A 22,744-nucleotide genomic window follows, 5' to 3' on the forward strand; every position below is an offset into this window, starting at 1 on the left:
TGGGAATTTAAAATACTTTAGGCAAGGCATTCATTGCAAAGAATGGTTATTCCCTTCTTAAAATGAATAACGCTGCACAAAGTCTTTTAAAACCCACCCGAAGGGGGACACAGAGCAACATCACTTCGTTGTTGCATCAATTTGTAAGGGAATGCCATGACTTCATTGATGCGCCTAGAAATGAAATTGCTCTGTGTTCCTGAACTTGCATCTTGAAGTAGAGCGGGTATATATTATTTTTACTTATCCGTTATTTTGAAATAACATCTTGAGGATCTCCCCCTTGCATAAACATTTAATCTCTCCTTTATTGTTAACCCTTCTTCTTCAAGGTTGCGGTGGTGGTTCATCATCATCGCCTGAAGTGCCAGTAGACCCAGTTGAATACACTTTCTCATTAACCGCACAATTGACTAACGATTGTGGCGTGGCAAGTGCCTTTAGTGACGTGGAACTTTTACTTCAAGATGATACTTGGCAAACGCTTAATACCTATAAAGCAGATGACAGTGGTGTGATCAGTTTTGTTACTACCAGTGAGTTTATAAACTACACGCTAGTGGCGAAAGATCAGCAAGGTAGTGAAGCACAAGGCTTGAATGTGGTGAGTTTTTATCAAGCAAGCAGTGCCACGCCATCGCACTATCAAGCCCAGTTTGATGAGTTAGTCGATAATACTAGCTGTGAGTGTGTAACGCAGAACCTTGAGCTTTCACATCGTCCTTTTGTTACACAATTGGAAGTAACTAGTTCATTACCCTTTGATAACTGGAAAGAGGTTGATGATAGTACAACCTTATTTGAAGATGTGAAGGTGTGTCGTGCTGTAGAGGGGGAATGGCCGTTACATTCTTTTTCAGTGAAGGGCACTGATGCAAATCAAAAAGCGATAGCTGCTGCCGATTTTTCAGATGACTTTACGGAAAATGTAGCAGGCGTTTGGACTTTATCGGCTTTTCAAGTAGCGGATGCGGTTGACTTAGTCATGCCACATCAGGATTTTAATACTAATCAGTTGATTGAAGGCACTACGCATTTTCCTATAGCAGTCACTAAAGACGATGATAGTGTCTTAGTTTTTAGCACCCATGATCATATCAGTAAAACTTTTTATCAATCTCAAGCCAGTGTGACCTTTGATGAAAGCAGTTCTATCTTCGGTAGTTCAGTCATTAAGACCCATCATCAATTGATTTCGACCATTGCAAAAGACTCGTTTTTAGTGAATGCAAATGAGCAAAAACCACCTATTGATGATAGAAATTTTTCAGAAATAAAAGAAGATGGTAGTTACGATTATTCGGCCGTCTCAGGTTACCCTGTGGCAGTGATAAGCTTTACTTTTACCACTTTTGATCCGACAACTAAATTGTTAATGCCTGCTAAATGGACATTCTACGGGCCAGAGCAAGGCATGTTGGCAATCAGTGCTGACCTGACAGGTTATACCGACATTATTAATATTGATACCGATAAAAAATCTACTGATATCCACTTAATGAAAAGTATGATGACAAATAACTATCAAGACTATATAAAGTATTATCAAGCCGGCAATACGGTTGAGAATGCTTTAGATGCTAACAATGATTTTGTTAAAAACCTTAATGAAGTTGAAATTAGCATTAAGCTGAAATAGTTTAATTATTTCTACATAAAAAAAGCCTGCAATTGCAGGCTTTTTTGTGAATGAAAATTAGGCTTTGATTAATACAAGGTTAGGTTAAAACTTATAATCTACAGTAAGGGTATAACCACGCTCTGAACCAGGATATTCACTTGATGTTTGATAATCTTTGTCAGTTAGATTTGTTACCTTCGCTAGTAAACTTACTTGGTTGTTTAGTCGGTAATTTAAACCAACATCAAGCAAAGTAAAGGCTTTCAATGTTTTTACTGGATCGTTAGCACCATCATATCTACTACCTTGATAGTCTACATCAAAGGTGAAATCAAACTGCTTGAGTGAGTAAACGAAGTTATAATTTGCAGAAAAATTTGGTCGTCTAGCTAATTGATGATCTGTCGTTTTGTCTTCAGCATCAACATGGCTCAATGTTAATGTGTTATTGGTGTTGTAAATAGCAGCAGTAAAAGTTGCTTCAGCACCTAATATTTTAGCTTTTGCAACATTTGAAGGCTTATATGCACCTGATGCAGTAGGAGCCCACTCAATTAAGTTATCAATATCTGATTGGTAAATAGATACTTCAGCAGAAAGAGTATCGTTTTGAAAACGTGCTAAAAATTCCGAGGTATCCGCGGTTTCTGATATTAAATCAGGGTTGCCTTGCCAAGGGTAGTATAAGTCGTTGAAGCTAGGCGCTTTGAAAGCAGTTCCGTGACTTAGTGAGAATAGTAGTTGATCATTAACTTGGTAACCCGCAGCTACTTGATACGTTGTCTCGCTATCAATGTCGCCTACTTTATCATAACGAACAGAAGCTTCTAATTTCACTTGCTCAATATCATGACGACCCGTGACAAAAACTGCGTTAGCATCTCTATCGGTTTCATCATATTCTTTATTACTTTCAATGCTTTCTGTATACCACTCAAATCCTGCAGTGATTTCTGATGAGTCAGCTAATGGCAGTTGAGCTAACGCGGTAACTTGCTCACGATTGGTAGTGAATAAGCTATTTGCATTACTGGCGCTATTTTGACTGTTATATTTGCTGTAGTTATCTTCAGTGCTGTCTTCTGAAGTACTTAAACCTAATTGCAAATACACCTGTTCTAGCTGAAGATGGTTTCGTAATAGAAAGTGGTAGTTTTCATACGTGGTTTCGTCACCACCGTATTTGGTGTTAGCATCAAATTCAGTAGTGCCTTGGTCGTACTGTGTATTTAACTCAAGTGCATAGGCTTGAGTAAACTGACTGGTACCAGAAAGTGCTATTGATTGACGGTCATAACCATCGTCATCGTTTTGATCTACGGTATATTGGCTATTACCATCAGGGACAACTACATCAAAACCATCAGATTTTTCTGCCGTTGCGCTTAATGTGTAACCGTGTTCTTTATTACCAAAGCCTAATGCACCATAACCTTGGTATAAGCTATCACTGCCTACTTTTATTCCTACCTGGCCTTCACCTGCAGCTAAGTCACGGGTAAAAATTTGGATTACACCACCAATGGCATCAGATCCCCACAAGGCAGCTCTAGGTCCTTTAATGACTTCTACACGTTCAACCAACTGTACCGGTATCGAAGCAAGACTTTTCGAGCCAAGTGTGGCAGAGCCAATCCGAACTCCATTAACTAATACTAATACGTGGTCTGAATTAGTACCACGTACAAAGGCAGACGTTTTATGCGCAGAAGTACCTTGCGTATTAATAGAGATACCGGCAACTCGGCCAAGTAAGTCACTAATAGATAAAGGCTGAATTTGTTCTATGTTTTCTCTAGTGAATATATTCACCGAAGCTAAGGTATCAAATTTGTCTTGAATACTGCGGTTAGCAGTAATGACAATGGTTTCGTCTGCTTTATCAATCGTTGTAGGGCTAGTTTGCTCTGCAAAAGAAAGTGATGAGTAAAGTAGGCTGCTTATACTTAGTGCTATTATTGTTTTGTTCATGTTTTCCTCAGTTATAAGCACCCACCGTGCTTACAATGATAAATTAAATTTCAGGCCGGTCTCCGGACTTGAGTTACCAATATACCCAAACTACTTGAAGATGTGTGCTTCAGGACGCCTGAGCAATTTATGATCAAGGCGCTTCCTTTTATTAAGGGTTATCCCCTTAATAAATGAGGTAACGAAGAGCATGTTTTGCTCAGACGTCCCCGTTGGGCTGGTTTAGAATTGCTTTAAGCTACGTTATTGATTTCGACAATAGAATAACTATTTTCTTCAATCAATGCCTTGCCTAAAGGCGTTTCTAATTCCAGCTGAAATCTGTATCTTCATGTAGTTTGGGTATAGCTGGCAGCTCACACCGTTGCGGGGGCAGTATTGGTTTAACCAATTTCCCGTTTCACCTTTAGCTATTACTGAAGTTATTCTCTTACTCACATGTAAAGCTAATAGGCACCTAAAATATTTCTTAGTGACTAGCGTTGAGGCTAGCTATGCTTTTGTTGTAGAAATGATCTTGTTTGATCTATTTCTGCACACAAATCTTTTAATGCCGTTAAGCTACGTAATGTCATTCGATGCATAGCATCGGCATCAGGCTGTAGTATTTGTTTATTAGCTACGGCTGGTATTATTGACCAATCTTGCCAGTTAAAGGCTTCGCGCTCTTTTTGATTTACTGATAATGGTTGGATAATAAGTTCCACTGACGCGGGTAGTACTTGCTCAATACTAATTTGAGGGTAGGGAGTGATCACATGCTCAAATGGGTTTTTTACTTTGCATATGTTCAAGAACTGCTGAGGCCAGCTTCCTTTTGCAACCGTTGTTAAAGGTCTAGACCAAAGCTCGTAAAAACCAGTTATCTCTGTTTTATGTTGGTATTGCTGCTTTATTTTTATTAACGCTTGTTCAAACTTTGTTGCTACTTCTTCACCCCGTGTCGTGTGACCAGTAATTTTAGCAAAGCTGCGTACTTCGTTTGCTATGTCTTCAAACGTGTGCGGTTGGGAGTATATGATGTTGAAACCAAGTTGCTCTAATCGCGCTAAGTCATCACTTGGATTGCCACTTTTCCAAGCAATAATTAAGTCAGGCTGTAGTTCAATCACTCGTTCTAGTTGTAAACGTACATAATTACCAATTCTCGGTATTTTCTTAGCTGCTTCGGGATAATCAGCAAATGATGTTGTACCAATAATTTGCTCGCCGGCGCCAACATCATAAAGCATTTCAACAATATGAGGGGCAAGGGCGATAATGGTGGGTTTACTTTTTTCTTTAGTTAATTTTTTATCAGTTTCTTTATTCTGTTCAGCATACGATGCGCTTGAAATAAAGAGTAAAATAAAAAGTAGAGAGATTAATTTCATTAGGTTGTTTCTATGTGGTCATCAATTATTGAGCTAACTCATAAAACGTTAGCTCTTAGTTAATTCAAAAGGGAACAGTCGTTACCAATCGATACCTTTTTGCGCTTTTATACCGTTATCAAAAGCATGTTTGATAGATTGTACTTCGCTAACCGTATCGGCAAGTTCTATAATGGCGCGATGACATGCGCGGCCAGTAATAATGACATGTTGATGTTTAGGACGGTTGTTTAATGTTTCAATTACGTCATCTAAATCGAGGTATTTATACGACAGCATGTAGGTCATTTCATCGAGTAAAACCACATCAAGATTTGTATCGCTGAGTAACTCTTTACATTTAATCCATACTTGTTTCGCAGCGGCGATGTCTTTTTCTTTGTCTTGAGTATTCCAAGTAAAACCTGTACCCATGACACTAAATTTTACACCAGCATTTTCAAGTAATTGTCGCTCGCCACAAGCCCATGTACCTTTAATGAATTGGGCTACTGCAGCATTAAGACCATGGCCAACCGCACGGGCAACCGTACCAAAACCAGAGGTGCTTTTTCCTTTCCCATTACCTGTTATTACAATAAGTAAACCGCGCTCATCCGTTGCATTATCAATGCGAGAATCAACTTTCTCTTTTAACTTTTGCATTCTTTGTTTGTGGTTATCAGCAATGTTGCTGTCAGTTGTTTTTTTATCAGTCATAGGGTTATCTCCACTGTGCTAATTTATTAAAGATTAGTTTGTTAAACATAAGTTGATTAAGTTGTCGCTCTCGAGCGATACATGATAAATAAGAAAAATATGCTACCTAGTGCTGAGGTAATAATACCAATAGGGATCTCGGCATGAGGTAGTGATGATCGGGCAATTACATCGACCCAGATAAGAAATATAGCGCCGATTAACGCACTGCCAATAATTAATTTTAGCGTTGTTACGCCAATGAGTTGCCTAACAATATGAGGGATCATCAAACCAACAAAGCCAATACCTCCACAATAAGCCACTATAGTCGCGGTAAGTGCAGCACAAATACCTAACATCAGTAAACGTAACTTATCTACATCAACGCCCAAACTAGCAGCACTTTCATCGCCTAATAATAGCGCGTCAATTTGTCTATGTAGTGCAAATACGGTGATCATTGCGATTAATAAAATACTGGCAATGACATAGAAGTTACTCATTTCAACGCGCGCTAAACTGCCCATTAACCAAAAAATGACACGATTGGTGGCAAAAGGTTCGCCAAAATAGAGAATGAATTGGGTTATTGATGCAAGCATGAATGATACGGCTACACCAGCGAGTAATAACTGCTCCATACGTTGGAGTACCTTAGCAATGAATACCACTATGATGACTGAAAAGAGTGCTCCGAGAAATGCCGCTAGTGGTAGCGCAATAGTGAGATTATCGGCCAAGGAAATATTCGCGATTGTTGCACCTAAACCAGCACCAGAAACAATCCCGAAAAGATAAGGGTCGGCGAGGGGATTACGCGTAGTGTTTTGTAAAATAGCACCGGCTATAGCTAAGCCCATTCCTGCAACTAGCGCAACTAATACCCTTGGAATACGTACTTGCCAAATAACAATGTTCGCTATTTGGTTTTGGCAAGATCCTACTAAGCAGGCCATCAACTGAGATGAATCGATGTCGGCAGGGCCAAATGTTATGGCTGCGAGTGCAGATAGAATGACTAGTATCGCTAATGCGAATAAACTAGTTGATACTTTATTCACTTAAAGGCTCCGAAATGGCGCTGTATTGCATGCTGTTTTCTTCAAGATAAAAAGAGACTTGAGTGGCACCAGTGATAACATCAACATTCTGCTGACAGGGTAAGCCAAAAATTCTGCTTAGTTGCTCTGGAGCCAAAACTTCTTTAGGGGAACCATCGCAAATTAATTGGCCTTTATCTAATAGCAACAATCGCTGGCAGTATAAACTGGCTAAATTGAGATCATGTACTGTCATAATCACGGTAATATTGAGCTTATTTACTAACTGTAATACTTGATGCTGGTAATAAACATCAAGGTGATTGGTCGGCTCATCAAGAATTAATATTTGGCTAGCCTGTACCAGTGCTCGAGCAATTAATACGCGTTGCTGTTCACCGCCAGAGAGTTGATTAAATAGACTCTCTAGGGCGTGACTTAATCCTACTTTACTTAGGGCTAATTCAATCTGAGACTTATCATAATCACTATCGAGTGAAAACAAACTTTTGTGCGGTAATAGACCCATTTTCATCACGTCTTGTACTGATAAAGCAAAGATAGAGTCATTTTTTTGCATAACTAAAGCGAAGTGTTGAGCAATTTCTTTAGCACTGAATTGTGTTATAAGACGATTTTTAAGATGTACACAGCCGCTAACGTTTGCACTGGCAAGAATATTGGCTTGGTTGATTATACAACGTAATAAGCTGGTTTTACCTGCACCATTAGGGCCAATAATACCGATCACTTCACCTTTGCGGACAGTAAAATTAATGTCTTGCAAGATCGTTTTATTTAGAACTTTCCAGCTGAGCCCAGAGATATTTAGCAGAGTAGACATAATTAGACTCGTGTTTTCCCGCACGGTAATAAGTATAGTTTTGTTCGTTAGCTATCTGACTTTGATTTAATATTTATTGTAAAAATAAACATCAGTTCATTCACAGTTGCGGGTACAGCGATGGATTTACACCATCTTCGATAACACAATAAAACCTTTGAGAACGAATTCTATCTTGAATCAGAATCATTAGCAAACTTTAGATGTTTAGATGGCTATTAGTTATGCTTGCCTATATTTATAATTAGGAGGGCCTTTGATATTCTTAGATACACTTTTCATTATTTATACCTAATGAAAATACAAATTATTTTCACTTAAAATATAAACAGTTAGTAACATTAATTCTTCTTAATAATTCGATAAATTCTTATCCATCTACTACGCTTTAAGGCAACTGATTTTCAGTATTCTCAATATGTTCTCAAAATATTAAAGAGGTATAAAATGAAAGGTAATCCAAAAGTTATAGCAAGTCTAAATGGCTTATTACATAACGAGTTAGCCGCAATTGATCAGTATTTTATTCATTCTCGAATGTATCAAGATTGGGGACTAGATAAACTTTTTGACCAACTTGATCATGAAATGCAAGAAGAAATTACTCATGCAGATGCTTTGATAAAGCGGATTTTATTTCTTGAAGGCATTCCTAACTTAGCCGACCGCCGAGATTTAATTATAGGTGACGATGTTCCTAGCATGCTCACTAATGACTTAACACTTGAAATGGAAGTTGTCGCTGCATTAAAAGCCTCTATTACCTTGTGTGAAAGCGAAGGGGACTTTCAAAGTAGAGAGATGTTAGAAAAACTACTGGAAGATACCGAAGAGGATCATGTTTACTGGCTTGAAAAGCAGCTTGGACTCATTAATAAAATAGGGCTGCAAAATTACATCCAATCTCATATGGGTCAGCATTTACCGGGTTAAGGGGTTGTCATGAAAGGTAATAAACAAGTTATTGCGTTATTAAATAGTGCGTTGGCAATTGAACTCATCGCGATTAATCAATATTTTTTGCATGCACGCATGTATAAAAATTGGGGCTTAGAAAAGCTCAATAAAGCAGATTATAAAATATCCATTGAGAAAATGAAGCAAGCAGATGATCTTATTGAACGTATATTATTTTTAGAAGGCCTGCCAAACTTACAAGATTTAGGCCGCTTACATATTGGTGAACATACGACAGAGATGCTGCAATCAAATATGGATTTAGAGTATGCCTCTCGTCAGGCTTTACAAACATTAATTGTAGAAAGTGAGAAAGTGCAAGATTATATCAGTAGAGACTTAGCTGAAGACTTACTGGAAAATGTAGAAGAGCAAATTGATTGGATTGAATCGCAACAATACATAATTGATCATGCAGGTATCGAGAATTACTTACAATCCATGATGAGTTAATTTTTTATGTTATTTGAATATGCGAGGTGCAGCTTTAACGTTAGCTAATTATTTTATCCGTTAAATAGGATTTAAGCGACCTGTGGCTGTGCCTCAGCAATTTGTATTAACTTTCTGTTGAGTACGCGTTTAGTACATTGACAACATTTACCACATTGCGATCCTACATTAAGCTCTTGGGTTAACCCTTTCATAGTTTCTACGCCATTATCAATAGCGGATTCTATCTGGGTATCGGTAACACCATGGCAAATACAAACGTACATAGAAAAACTCTCGACTCAAAAAATATTGCTTAATTAATGATGCATATAGTAACCTTAATGATAACAATTATCAATAAGATTGTTTCGTAATGAAATTAATAAGTTAGTCTTTTTGTGTTAAATCAAAGAGAGTTTTCTATAAAGTTTTTCTCAACCAGGGACGTTAATAACTCATTTTGAATGAAAGTCAGGTTCTCTATCTGCTTTAATTTTTATGTATCGGGAATATTTCCGAGTTTAGCTTTAAAATGAGAACAAAAAAAGGAGCTGAAGCTCCTTTTTTTAATTGTTATTTCTTATCGTTATATTCGTAAACTAATTACCAAATTTTAACGCGTTTTTCTGGTGCTATATACATAGCATCCCCTTCTTTAACATCAAATGCTTCATAAAATTCATTGATGTTTGAAAGAGAGCCAAGTGCACGGAATTCAGCAGGTGAATGTGGGTCAGTCGCTACACGATTACGTGCAGACTTCTCTACAATTTTTGCGCGCCAAATTTGAGCATAACCCATAAAGAAACGTTGATCGCCGGTTAAACCATCAATGATAGGTGCTTCTTTACCGTTCAATGATGCTTTATAGGCTCTATACGCGATAGTTACACCCGATAAATCGCCAATGTTTTCACCTAAAGTCAATTTACCATTTACAGCTAAGTCGTCAAAAACGTGATATGCATCATACTGTTCAACTAAGGCTTTAGTACGGTTAGCAAACTCAGCTAAATCTTGCTCAGTCCACCAATTTCTAAGGTTGCCTTCGGCGTCATATTTACTACCTTGATCATCAAAACCATGGCCCATCTCATGCCCAATTACTGCACCGATGCCGCCGTAGTTAACAGCGCTATCAGCTTTCATATTAAAAAATGGCGCTTGTAATATAGCTGCAGGGAAAACGATTTCGTTTACCGTTGGGTTGTAGTAAGCATTAACTGTTTGCGGTGTCATGCCCCATTCCCATTTTTGAATTGGACCACCAAGTTTTGAAACTTCTTTATCATGAGATAAGCGTGAAGAACGTAGAATATTACCCACTAAATCGTCAGCGTCGATGCTAAGTCCAGAGTAATCTTCCCATCTATCAGGGTAACCAATTTTAGGCGTGAAAGCGGCTAACTTAACATGGGCTGCTTTTTTGGTATCTGCTGACATCCATTCAAGATCATCAATGCTATTGCCATAAGAGGTACGTAAATTTTCAACTAACTCGCTCATGCGTGCTTTAGCTTGTGGAGTAAAGTGGCGAGTAACATATACTTTGCCAATGACTTCACCTAAATTTGAGTTAACGACACTAACGCCACGTTTCCATTGTGGTCGTTGCTCTTGTCTACCACTTAATTGTTTAGAGTAAAAATCAAAGTTTTCGTTATCAATATCAGTACTTAAGTAACTAGCGAAATTACTTAAGCTGTGGAAATTCAAATAGGTTTTCCAATCTTCTAACGAAGTTTCGGCAAATATGCCACCGAAACCAGCAACAAAATCTGGTTGGTTGATAATAATATCTTTTTGAGAGGCAACACCTTGCGCAGCTAAATAAGCTGACCAATCAAAAGCATCTGTTAATTCATTTAACTTATTAACAGCAAACTTGTTGTAGCGTTTTTCACTGTCGCGACTTTGAACTTGGGTCCAGTGAAATTTAGCTAACTTTGTCTCTAGTGACATGATAGTTTCAGCGGCTTCTTTACCATTAGCAAGACCAGCTAGTTTGAACATGTTTTCAATGTGGGCAATATAACCAGCACGTAAAGCGATAAAACGTTCTGTTTCATTAAAATAGTAGTCTTTATCAGGTAGACCTAGGCCACTTTGCCAGATGTGAGTGGCATAGCTGCTAGAGTCTTTAGCATCAACACTAATGTAAAAAGCTAAAGGGCTGCCTACACCTACGGCTTGATATTTACCAAAAAAAGTCGCTAATTCTGATTTGTCATTAATATTGTTAATAGCATCAAAAACAGGTTGAATTGGTTTAACACCTAAATTATTACGTTTTTCCGTGTTCATGTATGAGCGAAAAATATCAGCTACTTTTTGTTCATCGCTACCTTTAGCTAAGTTATCTTCTGCAGCAAGCTCTTCTATGATTGCTTTAACATCATCATCGGCTTGATCGCGAAGATCATAGAATGAACCAATAGCCGTTTTATCACCTGGAATTTCGTGGCTTTTTAGCCAGTTACCATTTACATAACGATAGAAATTATCTTGTGGACGAACGCTGGTGTCTAAATTAGCTTTTTCGATGCCTGAAGCCAGTGCCGTTTTTTGAGTCACTAATGGTGCGTTATTGCTACTATCAGCTTGAGTAGTACAACCGCTCATTAGTAATAATGATGAGCAAATTGCACTAGTAATAATTGCTTTCATGAAAAGTCCTTATTTATAAGTCATAGAATGTGTTTAAGTGCGCACAATATAAATCGTATTTTAATTTTTTTAATTATTTATACTTTTAATTTGTTTGCTATAACATGCTTTATGCGCACGATTTCTCGATTCTACGGGGAATTTTTAAGGATTTCCAGCAAGTGAAACATCATTTTACATATTTGTTTTATTTGGAAAAATAGCCAGAATTCATGATGAAAGCGCTATTGAATGTAAGTCGTTGGTTTTGTTTGGTTAACAGGCTTGCAACATTGAGTTAACAAGCCTTATTGGAACTAATATTGATGTTCACAACATTAGTTAACGGCTAACTCATTATAAGTTTTTACCGTGGGGCAATACTGCGTTGGAGAATATTATACCTGCGACCAGAGACATAAATATTAAAAATGTTTGTGAGCCTAAATCGGGTACATTTAGCATATTTTGACCTGATACTGCGCTGTTTAAACCAATATATACTTTTGAACCCGGCACAAGCACAACTAAACCAAGCAGTCTTACAATGCTAGAAGGTAGGTTCATCAGTCGAGAGAATAAGTTGCTATATAAGCCAAGTGCAAAAGCGCCAACGAATGCACCTAGCGCCACGCCTAAATATTCGGTAGCCCATATGCTGACACCAAAAGCAATATAACCAGCAATCATACCCCAAGGTGCATCTTTTAATCGGACTTTAAAAAGAATAACTAAGCTTACTGATAACGTGGTTACCGCTAACCAAGAAGTCCAAACAGGCATTGTTTCAGGGGGCAGGAATATTGCGGTTCCCCACATTAAGTTACCTAAAGCCATACCCAATACCGCGCCGAAATAAAGCTTAAACAGCACCATTATACTGTCCATGATGCGTGCTGTACCAGACATTAAATGTCGAGCGGCAAGTTCAGATAAACCGACCGTTAAAGACAAACCTGGAATAAAAACAATGATGCTAGATAGAATAACCATAGGAATATTAATACTAGGGTCAATCATAGAAATTGCGGAGGCTAATAGCGATGCCGTGAGCGCTGCCATAGGCTCGAGTAAATCTGACATGCGCCGTGAACGTTCTGACCAAAGTACAAAGGCAAAGGTAACCCAACCTAAAATAGTTGACCAAAAGACATCGTGCCAGCTGGTATGCATTAACATGGCGAAAGCGCCACTTGATGCACCAAAAGCTAAAAAAGATAACAGTGTGCCGTAAGGCGCTGGTTTATTTTTTACCTCGGCTAAACGCTCGATCGCTTCTTCGAGCGTGCGTTGGCCATCAATTAACTCATCAACGAGTTCATCAATACGTGCTAAAGAGCCAAGATCAATATCGCCAGGGCTCACTCGAACTAAGTGATTATATTGTTGATCATCTTCATCATCAGATAAGATGAATGTTAATGCGGTAGGCGTGATGATAAAAGAAGCTCGAAGTTCGAGAAACTTAGCAATAGATAATAAGTTGTCTTCTAGGCGATAAGCCGTAGAACCCAGCTTATGTAAAGCTTTGCCTAATTTGATGATAAAACGGCGTTTTTGGTAAAAATTATCGGTTTTCTGCATTGCGATATAAAATGGTAAGTTGCACTGTTCGCTATGGTAATCGATTTTACTAAAACTGGGTATAAAAAAATAACGAGAAGAGAGATAAAAATGACATTGATAATTATTTTGGCTTGTGTCTTCATTGCTGTATTTTTGATGGTTACTTTGGGGGAAAAATTTGGTAAACCCATGACCGATGAGCAACAAGGTAAATACAGTAAAATCATACGAATATTGGTATTTGTTCTGATAGTGGCAGCTATTATCAAAACCATGTTTTAAACGACTTTATTGCTTATTCATCATCAGGTAAAATGGTGCAATAAACCCCTTGTCTTACCTACAAAGAGATCTGTGATGCAACAATTGCCTAAACTCGACTTAAAAAATAAAGTATCAGCCCAAGAATGGCAATTACGGGTTGATTTAGCGGCTTGTTATCGATTATTGCAAATGCATGGTTGGGATGACCTTATTCATACCCATATTTCTGTATGTATTCCTGGTACAGAACATATTTTGATTAATGCTTTTGGTCTAGCTTTTGAAGAAATAACCGCTTCAAATTTAGTTAAAATTGATATCAAGGGTAATATTATCGACAAAGACTGCCCGTTTGAAATAAACCCTGCTGGTTTCACTATTCATAGTGCAGTACATGAAGTACGCCATGATGATATTTGTGCTTTGCACGTGCATACCAATGAAACCATTGCCGTTGCTAGTGTTGAAGAAGGTTTGTTACCGTTAAGCCAGTATTCTATGTTTGCGTTAGCTTCGATGAGTTACCATGATTATGAAGGCCTAGCGGTGAATGATGATGAAAAGCTTAGATTACAAAATGATTTAGGTGATAAAAACTTTATGTTATTGCGAAATCATGGTGCCTTAACCATGGGCAAAACCATTGGTGATGCTTTTATGCATATGTACGATTTAACGCGTGCTTGCCAAATACAGTTGCAAGTAATGGCAACGGGTATGAAACCTATTTATGCCCCGCAAAGCATTATTGATGGTATTAAAGCGCAAGCTAATATTGTGCACGATGGGGAAACTGGCGGTCAAAAAGCATGGCCAGCGATGTTACGAAGAGTTTATCGTAATGATCCAACCTTTGCAGAGTAGTTATTATCTTTTTGTTGTATCGTCCAATTTACACGTCAAAAGTACTCATTGACTAACGTCAACTCCGTGCGTTTTCCTTTAAATAGAATGATACACCTTCAAGATAAGCAACTACTGTCTCTAGTTTTATGAATACGTTACATAACAAATTATTTGAAAATGAGAGTTAACTAAATAGAGGTTAACTAAATAAAGAATTAACTTAGTTGAGAAAAATATGAAGATTACTCACGTTGAAGTTTTTGATATCCATTGCCCTAAGCGCATTGGTTGGAACCCTGTTTTTATACGTATACATACTGATGAAGGTATTAGTGGTGTTGGTGAGGCTGGGTTAGCTTATGATTGGGGGCATAGCGCCGCAGCAGCCATGATTAAAGAAATCAGTGAAGCGGTACTTATTGGTTTTAATCCGTTTAATACCGAGCTTTTATGGTCTCGCATGTTACGCGAAAGTTTTTGGGGCTTAGGCGGCGGACCTGTTTTATATTCAGCGATGAGCGCAATTGATACCGCACTTTGGGACATTAAAGGTAAAGCACTAGGCGTGCCGGTTTATCAATTATTGGGTGGTAAAGTAAATGATAAATTGCGTACTTATGCTAGCCAACTTCAGTTTGATTGGGATACTGAGATAAGTAAGCTAATTGAACCAGAGCAATATGCTGAAGCCGCATTAAAAGCCATTGCACAAGGTTATGATGCGGTTAAAGTTGACCCAATAGTTTATAACGGTGATGGCAGTTCTTCTTTTGATAGAACAAAATTATTTACCAAACCTCAAATGCGTTTATTTGGTAACCGACTACGTGCTATTCGTGATGCTGTAGGCGAAGATGTTGATATTATTTTTGAATCGCACTCATTAATGGGCGCAGCCTCAGCAATACAAATGGGCAGAATTGTCGAAGAAGTTGGCTGTATGATGTACGAAGAGCCGGTTAACTATTTGAATCCAGCCGTACATAAAAAAGTGTCTGATAATGTTAATGTACCGATTGCCGGTGGTGAACGTTTGTATCATCGTTGGGATGTAAGACCTTATTTTGAAGATCAGAGTATCGATGTATTACAACCAGATGTGGGTTTATGTGGTGGTTTTACTGAATCGAAAAAAGTTTGTGATTATGCTGACGTTTACGATATTCGTATACAAGCGCACGTATGTGGTGGTCCGGTGGCAACAGCGGCATCATTACACTTAGAAACTGCTATCCCAAACTTCTTGATTCATGAACACCATACTTACGCGATTAAAGACTGGAACAGGGAGTTATGTTTGCAAGATCCACAACCAGTAGATGGTTTTTTCCAAGTGACTGAAGTACCAGGTATTGGTATAGAACTTAATGATGCAATCGTTAAGAAGTCGCCAAACGTAACTATCAAATAAAGAATTAGTAGATAGTTTAAGCTGCTAGCTTTGTCAGTTAGAAAGTTGATAAATACGAAGCGCATTACTGAAAAGTAATGCGTTTTTTTCATTTTTACTGCATTGCTCAATTACTGTGGATTCAAGAATATCCTGCCAATAACTAACATAGCTCTTATGCCTTAGCTCTTTACCTACCTCTTTACCTAGCTTTTTACCGAGTAAACACAGCGGAAAATTACTGGCTAGCATCACTCGCTCAATTGAAAAGGTGCTGATGCAAAAACTGGTTACTTCACTAAACCATGACATTGAATATTCTCGGTCTTGCATTTCCCAACCAGAGCACTTAATAAAGACATTGGGGTACTTCGCAAGTTCACTGATATGTTGTTGCCATAACTGCCATGCATGACAGTTTATGTCTTTAGGTACTCTTTTAGGAGGGAAGCCAGCATGATTGATAACGAACCGGAGTTGGCTATTTGTGGTGATGGTTTGGGTTAATAGCGGTATAAGGTTAATCGCACTTTCATCAGCTAATGGTAATTGCAGTTCAAAAATAAAGTCAGTTATCTCATTAAGTTTGGCAAAATTTTGTTGTGCGTTTTTATTCGTTAAAATAGCCGCCGCTTGTTCATCTAAAATATGACGAGCGCCAATTAAACTCTGATATTGCTGCAATCTTTGTAATGTTGCTTGAAAGTGCTCGGGCGTTACTAATAAGTCGATGCTAGCGATAGTTCTATTTTTTTGACAGGGTAAACTTTCAATATACTCAAGTTCATGCCAAGGCTCTGCATTATCGAAACCTGCTTCAATATGAACAAAACCAGCCAAGTTTATTTTACTGTTGGTATGTAAGGTATTATTTAATGCTTCAATATCAAAATCGTGTCGGATAAGTGACTTATCGGGCCAAAAGGGTGGGTTTTCTGATTTAAGCCAATGATAATCTCCACGCGAGCGATCAAATAAATGCAGATGTGGATCAATAATATTTACGGTCATAGTGTTTAACTTTCTATTATTTCAATGGCTAGCAGGTTCAAGTTCAACTTTAGTTTCAAGTAAAACTATTGTGCGGTATAACCGCCGTCGATCACTTGTAAACTACCGGTGATAAACTTAGCTTTATCTGATGCTAAAAATAGTACTAACTCAGCAACTTCTTCTGGTTGACCTAAGCGTTGCAAAGGTTGCAACTTCTCTTCATCCCTATGCACTTCGCTTTTATCAGCACCTGATTGCTGACAATAGTTATCAATGGCTTTGTGGTACAGCGGTGTTTCAATGGTACCCGGGCAAACGGCATTAGCTCTAATATTAAAAGCGGCGTAATCAAGCGCTGTTGTTTTAGCGATAGAGGCGAGGGCACTTTTACTTAAGTTATACGCAAACGAATTATGCTTGGCGATTAATGCTTGATCAGAAGCCATCAACAAAATCGACCCATTTTTGTTAGCTTTCATTGATGGTAACACCGCTTTGATTGCAGCATAAGCACCTTTAACATTAATGTTAAATACTGTATCTAGATCAGCTTCACTGGTATTTTCAATCGTGGCTGAAAAGTGAATACCGGCATTTGAAATTAGAACATCTATGGTGTGTTGCTTAGTAATATCATTAATTATCTCGGTTACCTGGCTAACGTTAGTAACATCACACTGGCGAAAATCTCCTTCAGCAGAAGGGGACAAATCTAAATTAAAGACTTGGTAATTATTCTTGATGAATAATTTTACAATACTTAAACCAATGCCAGAGCTTCCACCGGTGATTACACACACTTTTTTCATTAAATTTACTCAATTAACGCAATTAGTAGAAATGATACCTGTAAGCACCATCAAGTTCCATAAAGTTCAGTTCCAATTACTTCTTTGTATAATTTGCGTGTTTATACCCAGCTAAATAATCAAAATATAGAATGACTATGCCTGAATTATTTTTCTTGGCTAAAGTCATTTTAATTCCCACTGAAATCCTGCACTTTGAATGATAATGAGTATATAATATTGGCAATTAGATTAATGAGGTTTTTCCATGAGAGCTTGTGGCGTAGAAATTAAAAGTAATGATGCGATTATTTGTATCGTGTCAAAAGAAAACAACTTGTATGATATCCCTCATACGCGCGTACAAAAAATTAGCCTTGATAATGCAGGCGATGCAGAAGAAGTGAAAAAGTTTCAATTTACTTTTGCCAAGTTAATGGAAGATTACAAAGTTACTCATGTGCAAATTAAAGGTCGTGCTTTAAAAGGTAAGTTTGCTGGCGGACCTATTGGTTTTAAAATTGAAGCAGCTATTCAATTAATTGCTGAACTAGAAGTTGAAGTTTTATCAGGTACTTTTATTAAGAAAGAATTATCGAAAAGTCAAATCGATATTGATTTTCGTGATACCGGCTTAAAGCAATTTCAAGAGCAAGCATTTACTACTGTTTTTGCTTATTTAGAATCGCAAAACAATGCCTATAGAGTAGACTCTGAAGATAATAATCAAGAAGATTAATATTTTATCGCGCTATAAGTTTTAAATCATTCATTTTAAATGAATCTATTTGAAATAAAAATTTAGACAAAGAAAGCTTAGTAATTAACGTTACTAAGCTTTTTTATTATCCACTTTTAGTAAAAAGCCAGCTCACTTAGCTGGTTTTTTTGTTTTTCTGCTGGTAAATAGACAAGGAAATTTAAATTATTCAGTCAAGGTTGCTAAAGATATTTTAGGTGTTCCTTCAATTGAACCCTATAAAAATGATGATTTTATGTTGGTGTGTAAACTGTTTTTCGAAAATGATAATTTTGTTCGTGTTGAGTTTTAAATTCGCTGTAGCCCAGTTGATAAGGCGATGAGATATAAATGAAATAGGTGAAAATGTACTGGAATATTAAAGTGTTCTATCGCTTAAATTTAAAAAATCGTGACTTAAAATGAGTGAAATATCACAGCTTTTGTTATTTATACTTTAAAAAGTGTTAATAACGTGATTTAATCAAACACCTGTTTGAAAGTCAGACCTCGGACCAGTTGGCTTTTGTTAAGCCAAAAAAGTTAACCATTGGAGAAAGTCATGCCAGAGTATAAAGCACCGATCAGAGATATTAAGTTTGTTATGCAAGAATTACTTGATTGCGATAATCATTATCAAAAGTTAGGTTATGAAGATGCTAGTTTAGATATGGTTGACGCCATAATTAGCGAAGCGGCAAAATTCACTGAACAAGTTATTGCCCCTATCAATCAAAGTGGTGATGAACAAGGTTGTACTTGGACAAATGGTGAAGTCACGACGCCTGATGGTTTTAAAGAGGCTTATCAACAATATGTTGAAGGTGGTTGGCCAACATTAGCACAAAATGTAGATTTTGGTGGTCAAGGTTTACCGCATTCATTAAATACTGCAATTACAGAACTTTTCTCTAGTGCGAACCATAGTTTCGCTATGTACCCAGGTTTGAGTCATGGAGCATTAGCAACCATTGAAGCACATGGTAGCGAACAGCAAAAAAATCAGTTCATTCCTAAGTTAGTTGAGGGTAGCTGGACAGGCACCATGTGTTTAACTGAACCTCATTGTGGTACAGATTTAGGTATGTTGCGTACAAAAGCCGAGTTAAACGATGATGGTAGTTACTCGTTAACCGGTACTAAAATATTTATCTCTGCGGGTGAACATGATTTATCAGACAATATTGTTCATATTGTTATTGCAAGGATCCCCGGTTCCCCTGAAGGCAGTAAAGGCATTTCGCTATTTATTGTGCCTAAATTTAATGTTACTAACGAAGGTGAAACGAGCGATCGTAATGCGGTTAATTGTGGCTCTATTGAGCACAAAATGGGTATCAACGCTAACGCAACCTGTGTGATTAACTTTGATGGCGCTAAAGGTTATTTAATTGGCGAAGTAAATCGTGGTTTAAACTGCATGTTTACCTTTATGAATGTTGCGCGTTTAGGCGTAGCTACTGAAGGCGTTGCAGCGGCAGAAGCATCATTTCAAGGTGCATTAGCTTATGCAAAAGACCGATTACAAATGCGATCTTTATCGGGTGTTAAAAATCCTGATGGACCGGCAGATGCAATCATAGTTCATCCTGATGTTCGTCGTATGTTATTAACGCAAAAATCTATTGCAGAAGGAGGTCGAGCACTGATCGCCTATTTAGCACAGTTAGTAGACATTGGTCATGCGAGTACCTGCGAAGAAGAAAAAGCAACGGCAGAAGCTAAGCTGGCTTTATTAACACCTATTGCTAAAGCTTTCCTCACAGAGCTTGGTTTAGAATGTACTAGTCATGGCGTGCAAGTATTTGGTGGTCATGGATTCATCAAAGAGTGGGGCATGGAACAACTAATGCGCGATACAAAAATTAGTTGTTTATATGAAGGTACTACAGGGATTCAAGCATTAGACTTATTAGCGCGAAAAATCTTGGGCTCAAAAGGAAAAATTCTTAAACCTTTCGGTAGTGAAGTTACTAAGTTCTGCTTAGAAAATGCTGAAGACGATGCTATGCAAGAGTTCATTCAACCTATCATGAGTTTTGGTGGTGATTGGCAGAAAATGACAGAAAAAGTTGGTGAAAAAGCAATGCAAAACCCAGACGAAATTGGTGCTGCATCTGTTGATTATTTGATGTATTCAGGTTATTTAACCCTCGCTTACTTCTGGGCTAAAATGGCAAAAGTTGCGCAAGATAAGCTCAAAGAGGGTTGTGATGATGAAGCTTTTTATCAAGCAAAAATTAAAACAGCACGTTTCTATTTTCAACGTATACTGCCACGTGCCAATGGCCATGCCGCTTGTGTTGAAAATGGTGCAGAATCGATGATGGCACTCGATGCAGATGATTTTTCTTTCTAGGCTGCTATTTGCTTTAAGAAGTTAGCTTAGGTAAATGCTAACTTCCTTTTGCTTACTTAACCTGAACTCTGGATAATGAGTGTTTGATGTTTAAGTAAAATCAACAACTTAGATTGTTACGTATAAAAAATAATAAAGTTAAAGTAGTTATAAGCTTTATCAATGTTTCATTTTATTCAATTATCAAGGCAAAACGTTTATGAATAGCCGGCTATTTATCGACGTTTTAACGCTGAGAATTGGATGAAGAGGAATGTTGAGCAAGTGCTGCTTATCCATAGTTCAGGTTACTTAATAAAAAGGCGCTTATCGATTAAACTCGAACAGCGCCTTTTTTGTTTTTTCGTTAAAGGCCTAAAACTTCTTTACCTTGTTTGAAGACAATATCTACCGGGATTTTAGCTTCCTCTAAGCGGGCTAAATCTGCAGCAAGTGTTTCACCAATAACGCCACTTTCTTTTACTAAGCTATCAACGCCTTGATAGTCACCATTACCTTGTAAGGTTAAGATAAGCTCAGACAAAGAGTCTATTGCAGCGGTCATTTTATCAACATTAATGCTATACAAGCCCTGTTCATTTCGGCTAAAAGCACCTTTCTCTTGGAAGTAATTAAAACGAACCATGTTGGCTTTACCATGTGCTGAACTTGCGCCAAAGCGAATTGAACGGAAAATTCCAGCCATAAAGGTGGTGTAGTAATCTTCTAATGTACCGTCAGTGATCGCGCCTTTAACAAGTAGTTGGCGAATCATGTATAAACCAAGAATGTCGGCTTTACCTTCTTCTAATGCAGATGCATGCTCTTTTAATGCTTGGCGAACTGGGCCTTGGCCATTAAGGGTGTTTTTAATGCCTAGGCCATGAGCAACTTCATGAAACATGGTATTAGCGAAGAAACCAGTGAAAGTTACGTTCTTACGCTGCTCAGGCACGATAAGCGTATCAGCGATAGGTAACATGATGGCATCAAACTTGGCACGCATGGCATTTTTCAATTGTAAACGTCTGGTGCCTTTTTTCAGCTGTACTTCTTCATCATTGGGTAAGTTGATCGCAATAGTTTTACTACCCGCATTAGAATGTCCCGCATAATAAATAACATCATAGGCATTCAAGTCAGCGTCAGAGCCTGGGACCTCTGCTTTATACTTTTTGCCTACAGGCAGACCCTTTTGCAATTCAGGCAAAAACTGAGCGTATTTAGCGAGCTTTTCGCTCCAAGCTAAATCTTTAATTAATACGTATGATTCAAAAGCGGCGCGGTAACCATAAAGTTGGTCTTCATAGCTCTCAATAGGCCCTATAACAACATCAATTGGATTGTTTTTCATATCCATCCAAGCAAAATCTGATGCTTGATATTCATCAGTGCGTAATGCTTGAGCTCGCATAGTTAGGTAGTTAGCAAATTCTTTATCGTCGGCAAACTTTGCAGCTTCATCAAGAATTGCCGCTGCGCGAGTCATTTGGTCATGATAAATTTCAGAGAAAGGAACACTCATCAATTTACCGTCATTATCACGACGAACAACGGAGTAAAGTCCTTTCTTATCGCTAAATTCACTTTGTTCAAACTCTGCTTTAGTCATATCTGCAGGATAAAATTCGGCGCCATGTGCTTTTGTCGTCGTTTGACTTAAAAATACTTTGTCGCCATTCAGGCGATCCCAAGGACCATAGTTTATTTCAGCAAAGCGTCTTACTGTCAAATCACTAATACTGGCTAAAAAACTTGCTTTGTCTTGTGAAAAAGCTTGCTGCCAAAATAAGTCATCCATTATTTTTGAAGCATCAATAAGTAGCGCTACCATCTGCTTTTGGTTTGCAGATAAGTGGCTTAAATCTGCCGTTAAGGTGACTTCTTTGTATATATTTAAACGTTGTTCAAAACCTGAAAGAAGTTCAGGTTGGCTTGAGATGTTATCACTTTGTGCATCTACAGCAGCCTTTTGGGTGATGTTTTCTTTACTCGTTTTGTCTTTGGCATTATTTTCAGTGGCAGAGTTACAAGCGGTTAACGTTGCGCCTGCAAGTAATACCACGGCGGCTATTTTTGTAAGTTTTAGTGCTTTCATAAGAGATCTCTACATATAAGTTGCGTAAAGGTTAAAAAAAAACTGACGGGAGTGCAATAGTGGAGGGTAATATAATGTGGTATTGACTGTAAAGCTAACGGTGTACTTCAATAGGGCATGTTCAAATAGGCATGAACGAGGAATTTTAGGCATA

19 protein-coding genes and 2 riboswitches are annotated in these 22,744 nt (G+C 37.9%); of the genes, 8 read left to right on the forward strand and 11 right to left on the reverse strand.

Annotated features, from left to right (window positions below; all coding sequences use genetic code 11):
* Window positions 1–283 precede the first annotated feature (283 nt).
* Window positions 284–1,639 (forward strand): hypothetical protein, encoded by a 1,356-nt coding sequence (locus CPS_RS05160; protein ID WP_011041998.1) that lies wholly within the window; start codon window positions 284–286, stop codon window positions 1,637–1,639.
* Between the two features lie 84 nt (window positions 1,640–1,723).
* Here the strand turns inward: CPS_RS05160 and CPS_RS05165 are convergent, their stop codons facing one another.
* The 5 genes from CPS_RS05165 to CPS_RS05185 form a co-directional block, all read right to left on the reverse strand.
* The gene (locus CPS_RS05165) at window positions 1,724–3,592 is read right to left on the reverse strand and encodes a TonB-dependent receptor domain-containing protein (RefSeq protein ID WP_011041999.1); all 1,869 of its coding nucleotides are present in this window, start codon (window positions 3,590–3,592) and stop codon (window positions 1,724–1,726) included.
* A 35-nt stretch (window positions 3,593–3,627) separates the two neighbouring features.
* Window positions 3,628–4,068: riboswitch (cobalamin riboswitch) on the reverse strand.
* 12 nt (window positions 4,069–4,080) lie between these two features.
* On the reverse strand, window positions 4,081–4,965 hold the full coding sequence (locus CPS_RS05170) for a cobalamin-binding protein (RefSeq protein ID WP_011042000.1): 885 nt from the start codon (window positions 4,963–4,965) through the stop codon (window positions 4,081–4,083).
* An 81-nt stretch (window positions 4,966–5,046) separates the two neighbouring features.
* The gene (cobO, locus tag CPS_RS05175) at window positions 5,047–5,664 is read right to left on the reverse strand and encodes a cob(I)yrinic acid a,c-diamide adenosyltransferase (protein WP_011042001.1); all 618 of its coding nucleotides are present in this window, start codon (window positions 5,662–5,664) and stop codon (window positions 5,047–5,049) included.
* 56 nt (window positions 5,665–5,720) lie between these two features.
* Window positions 5,721–6,707 carry a FecCD family ABC transporter permease gene (locus tag CPS_RS05180; RefSeq protein WP_011042002.1) on the reverse strand — a complete coding sequence of 329 codons (987 nt, stop codon included), beginning with the start codon at window positions 6,705–6,707 and terminating at the stop codon, window positions 5,721–5,723.
* Window positions 6,700–7,530 (reverse strand): ABC transporter ATP-binding protein, encoded by an 831-nt coding sequence (locus CPS_RS05185; protein WP_011042003.1) that lies wholly within the window; start codon window positions 7,528–7,530, stop codon window positions 6,700–6,702. Before CPS_RS05185 ends, CPS_RS05180 begins: the two co-directional genes overlap by 8 nt.
* Window positions 7,531–7,558: 28 nt before the next feature.
* Window positions 7,559–7,713: riboswitch (cobalamin riboswitch) on the reverse strand.
* 264 nt (window positions 7,714–7,977) lie between these two features.
* Here CPS_RS05185 and bfr (CPS_RS05190) point away from each other — a divergent pair.
* Window positions 7,978–8,463 (forward strand): bacterioferritin, encoded by a 486-nt coding sequence (bfr, locus tag CPS_RS05190; protein WP_011042004.1) that lies wholly within the window; start codon window positions 7,978–7,980, stop codon window positions 8,461–8,463.
* 9 nt (window positions 8,464–8,472) lie between these two features.
* Window positions 8,473–8,940 (forward strand): bacterioferritin, encoded by a 468-nt coding sequence (gene bfr / locus CPS_RS05195; protein WP_011042005.1) that lies wholly within the window; start codon window positions 8,473–8,475, stop codon window positions 8,938–8,940.
* A gap of 71 nt (window positions 8,941–9,011) precedes the next feature.
* Here the strand turns inward: bfr (CPS_RS05195) and CPS_RS05200 are convergent, their stop codons facing one another.
* The 3 genes from CPS_RS05200 to CPS_RS05210 all read right to left on the reverse strand — a co-directional run bounded on the left by CPS_RS05200 (window position 9,012) and on the right by CPS_RS05210 (window position 13,152).
* Window positions 9,012–9,206 (reverse strand): (2Fe-2S)-binding protein, encoded by a 195-nt coding sequence (locus tag CPS_RS05200; RefSeq protein ID WP_011042006.1) that lies wholly within the window; start codon window positions 9,204–9,206, stop codon window positions 9,012–9,014.
* A 319-nt stretch (window positions 9,207–9,525) separates the two neighbouring features.
* On the reverse strand, window positions 9,526–11,589 hold the full coding sequence (locus CPS_RS05205) for a M13 family metallopeptidase (RefSeq protein WP_011042007.1): 2,064 nt from the start codon (window positions 11,587–11,589) through the stop codon (window positions 9,526–9,528).
* Between the two features lie 336 nt (window positions 11,590–11,925).
* Complete coding sequence (locus CPS_RS05210; protein ID WP_011042008.1) at window positions 11,926–13,152, reverse strand: threonine/serine ThrE exporter family protein; 1,227 nt, start codon at window positions 13,150–13,152, stop codon at window positions 11,926–11,928.
* 90 nt (window positions 13,153–13,242) lie between these two features.
* Here CPS_RS05210 and CPS_RS23850 point away from each other — a divergent pair, with 90 nt between their 5' ends.
* From CPS_RS23850 to CPS_RS05225, 3 genes are all read left to right on the forward strand, one after another.
* Window positions 13,243–13,416, forward strand: a complete 174-nt coding sequence (locus tag CPS_RS23850) for a hypothetical protein (protein WP_187148291.1) — start codon at window positions 13,243–13,245, stop codon at window positions 13,414–13,416.
* Window positions 13,417–13,491: 75 nt separating this feature from the next.
* On the forward strand, window positions 13,492–14,262 hold the full coding sequence (locus CPS_RS05220; protein ID WP_011042009.1) for a class II aldolase/adducin family protein: 771 nt from the start codon (window positions 13,492–13,494) through the stop codon (window positions 14,260–14,262).
* 217 nt (window positions 14,263–14,479) lie between these two features.
* Window positions 14,480–15,655 carry a mandelate racemase/muconate lactonizing enzyme family protein gene (locus CPS_RS05225; protein ID WP_011042010.1) on the forward strand — a complete coding sequence of 392 codons (1,176 nt, stop codon included), beginning with the start codon at window positions 14,480–14,482 and terminating at the stop codon, window positions 15,653–15,655.
* Window positions 15,656–15,688: 33 nt separating this feature from the next.
* Here the strand turns inward: CPS_RS05225 and CPS_RS05230 are convergent, their stop codons facing one another.
* The gene (locus tag CPS_RS05230; RefSeq protein ID WP_011042011.1) at window positions 15,689–16,645 is read right to left on the reverse strand and encodes an amidohydrolase family protein; all 957 of its coding nucleotides are present in this window, start codon (window positions 16,643–16,645) and stop codon (window positions 15,689–15,691) included.
* Window positions 16,646–16,710: 65 nt separating this feature from the next.
* Window positions 16,711–17,436, reverse strand: coding sequence for an SDR family NAD(P)-dependent oxidoreductase (locus tag CPS_RS05235; protein WP_011042012.1), 726 nt, complete (start codon window positions 17,434–17,436; stop codon window positions 16,711–16,713).
* 247 nt (window positions 17,437–17,683) lie between these two features.
* Here CPS_RS05235 and CPS_RS05240 point away from each other — a divergent pair, with 247 nt between their 5' ends.
* A complete protein-coding gene (locus CPS_RS05240) occupies window positions 17,684–18,154 on the forward strand; it encodes a DUF3010 family protein (protein ID WP_011042013.1) in 471 nt (156 codons plus the stop codon).
* Between the two features lie 562 nt (window positions 18,155–18,716).
* Window positions 18,717–20,513, forward strand: a complete 1,797-nt coding sequence (locus tag CPS_RS05245) for an acyl-CoA dehydrogenase C-terminal domain-containing protein (protein WP_011042014.1) — start codon at window positions 18,717–18,719, stop codon at window positions 20,511–20,513.
* 346 nt (window positions 20,514–20,859) lie between these two features.
* Here the strand turns inward: CPS_RS05245 and CPS_RS05250 are convergent, their stop codons facing one another.
* Window positions 20,860–22,590 (reverse strand): dipeptidyl-peptidase 3 family protein, encoded by a 1,731-nt coding sequence (locus CPS_RS05250; RefSeq protein WP_011042015.1) that lies wholly within the window; start codon window positions 22,588–22,590, stop codon window positions 20,860–20,862.
* Between the last annotated feature and the right edge of the window lie 154 nt (window positions 22,591–22,744).

The organism is Colwellia psychrerythraea 34H (genome assembly GCF_000012325.1).
GTDB classification, from domain to species: Bacteria; Pseudomonadota; Gammaproteobacteria; order Enterobacterales; family Alteromonadaceae; genus Colwellia; species Colwellia psychrerythraea_A.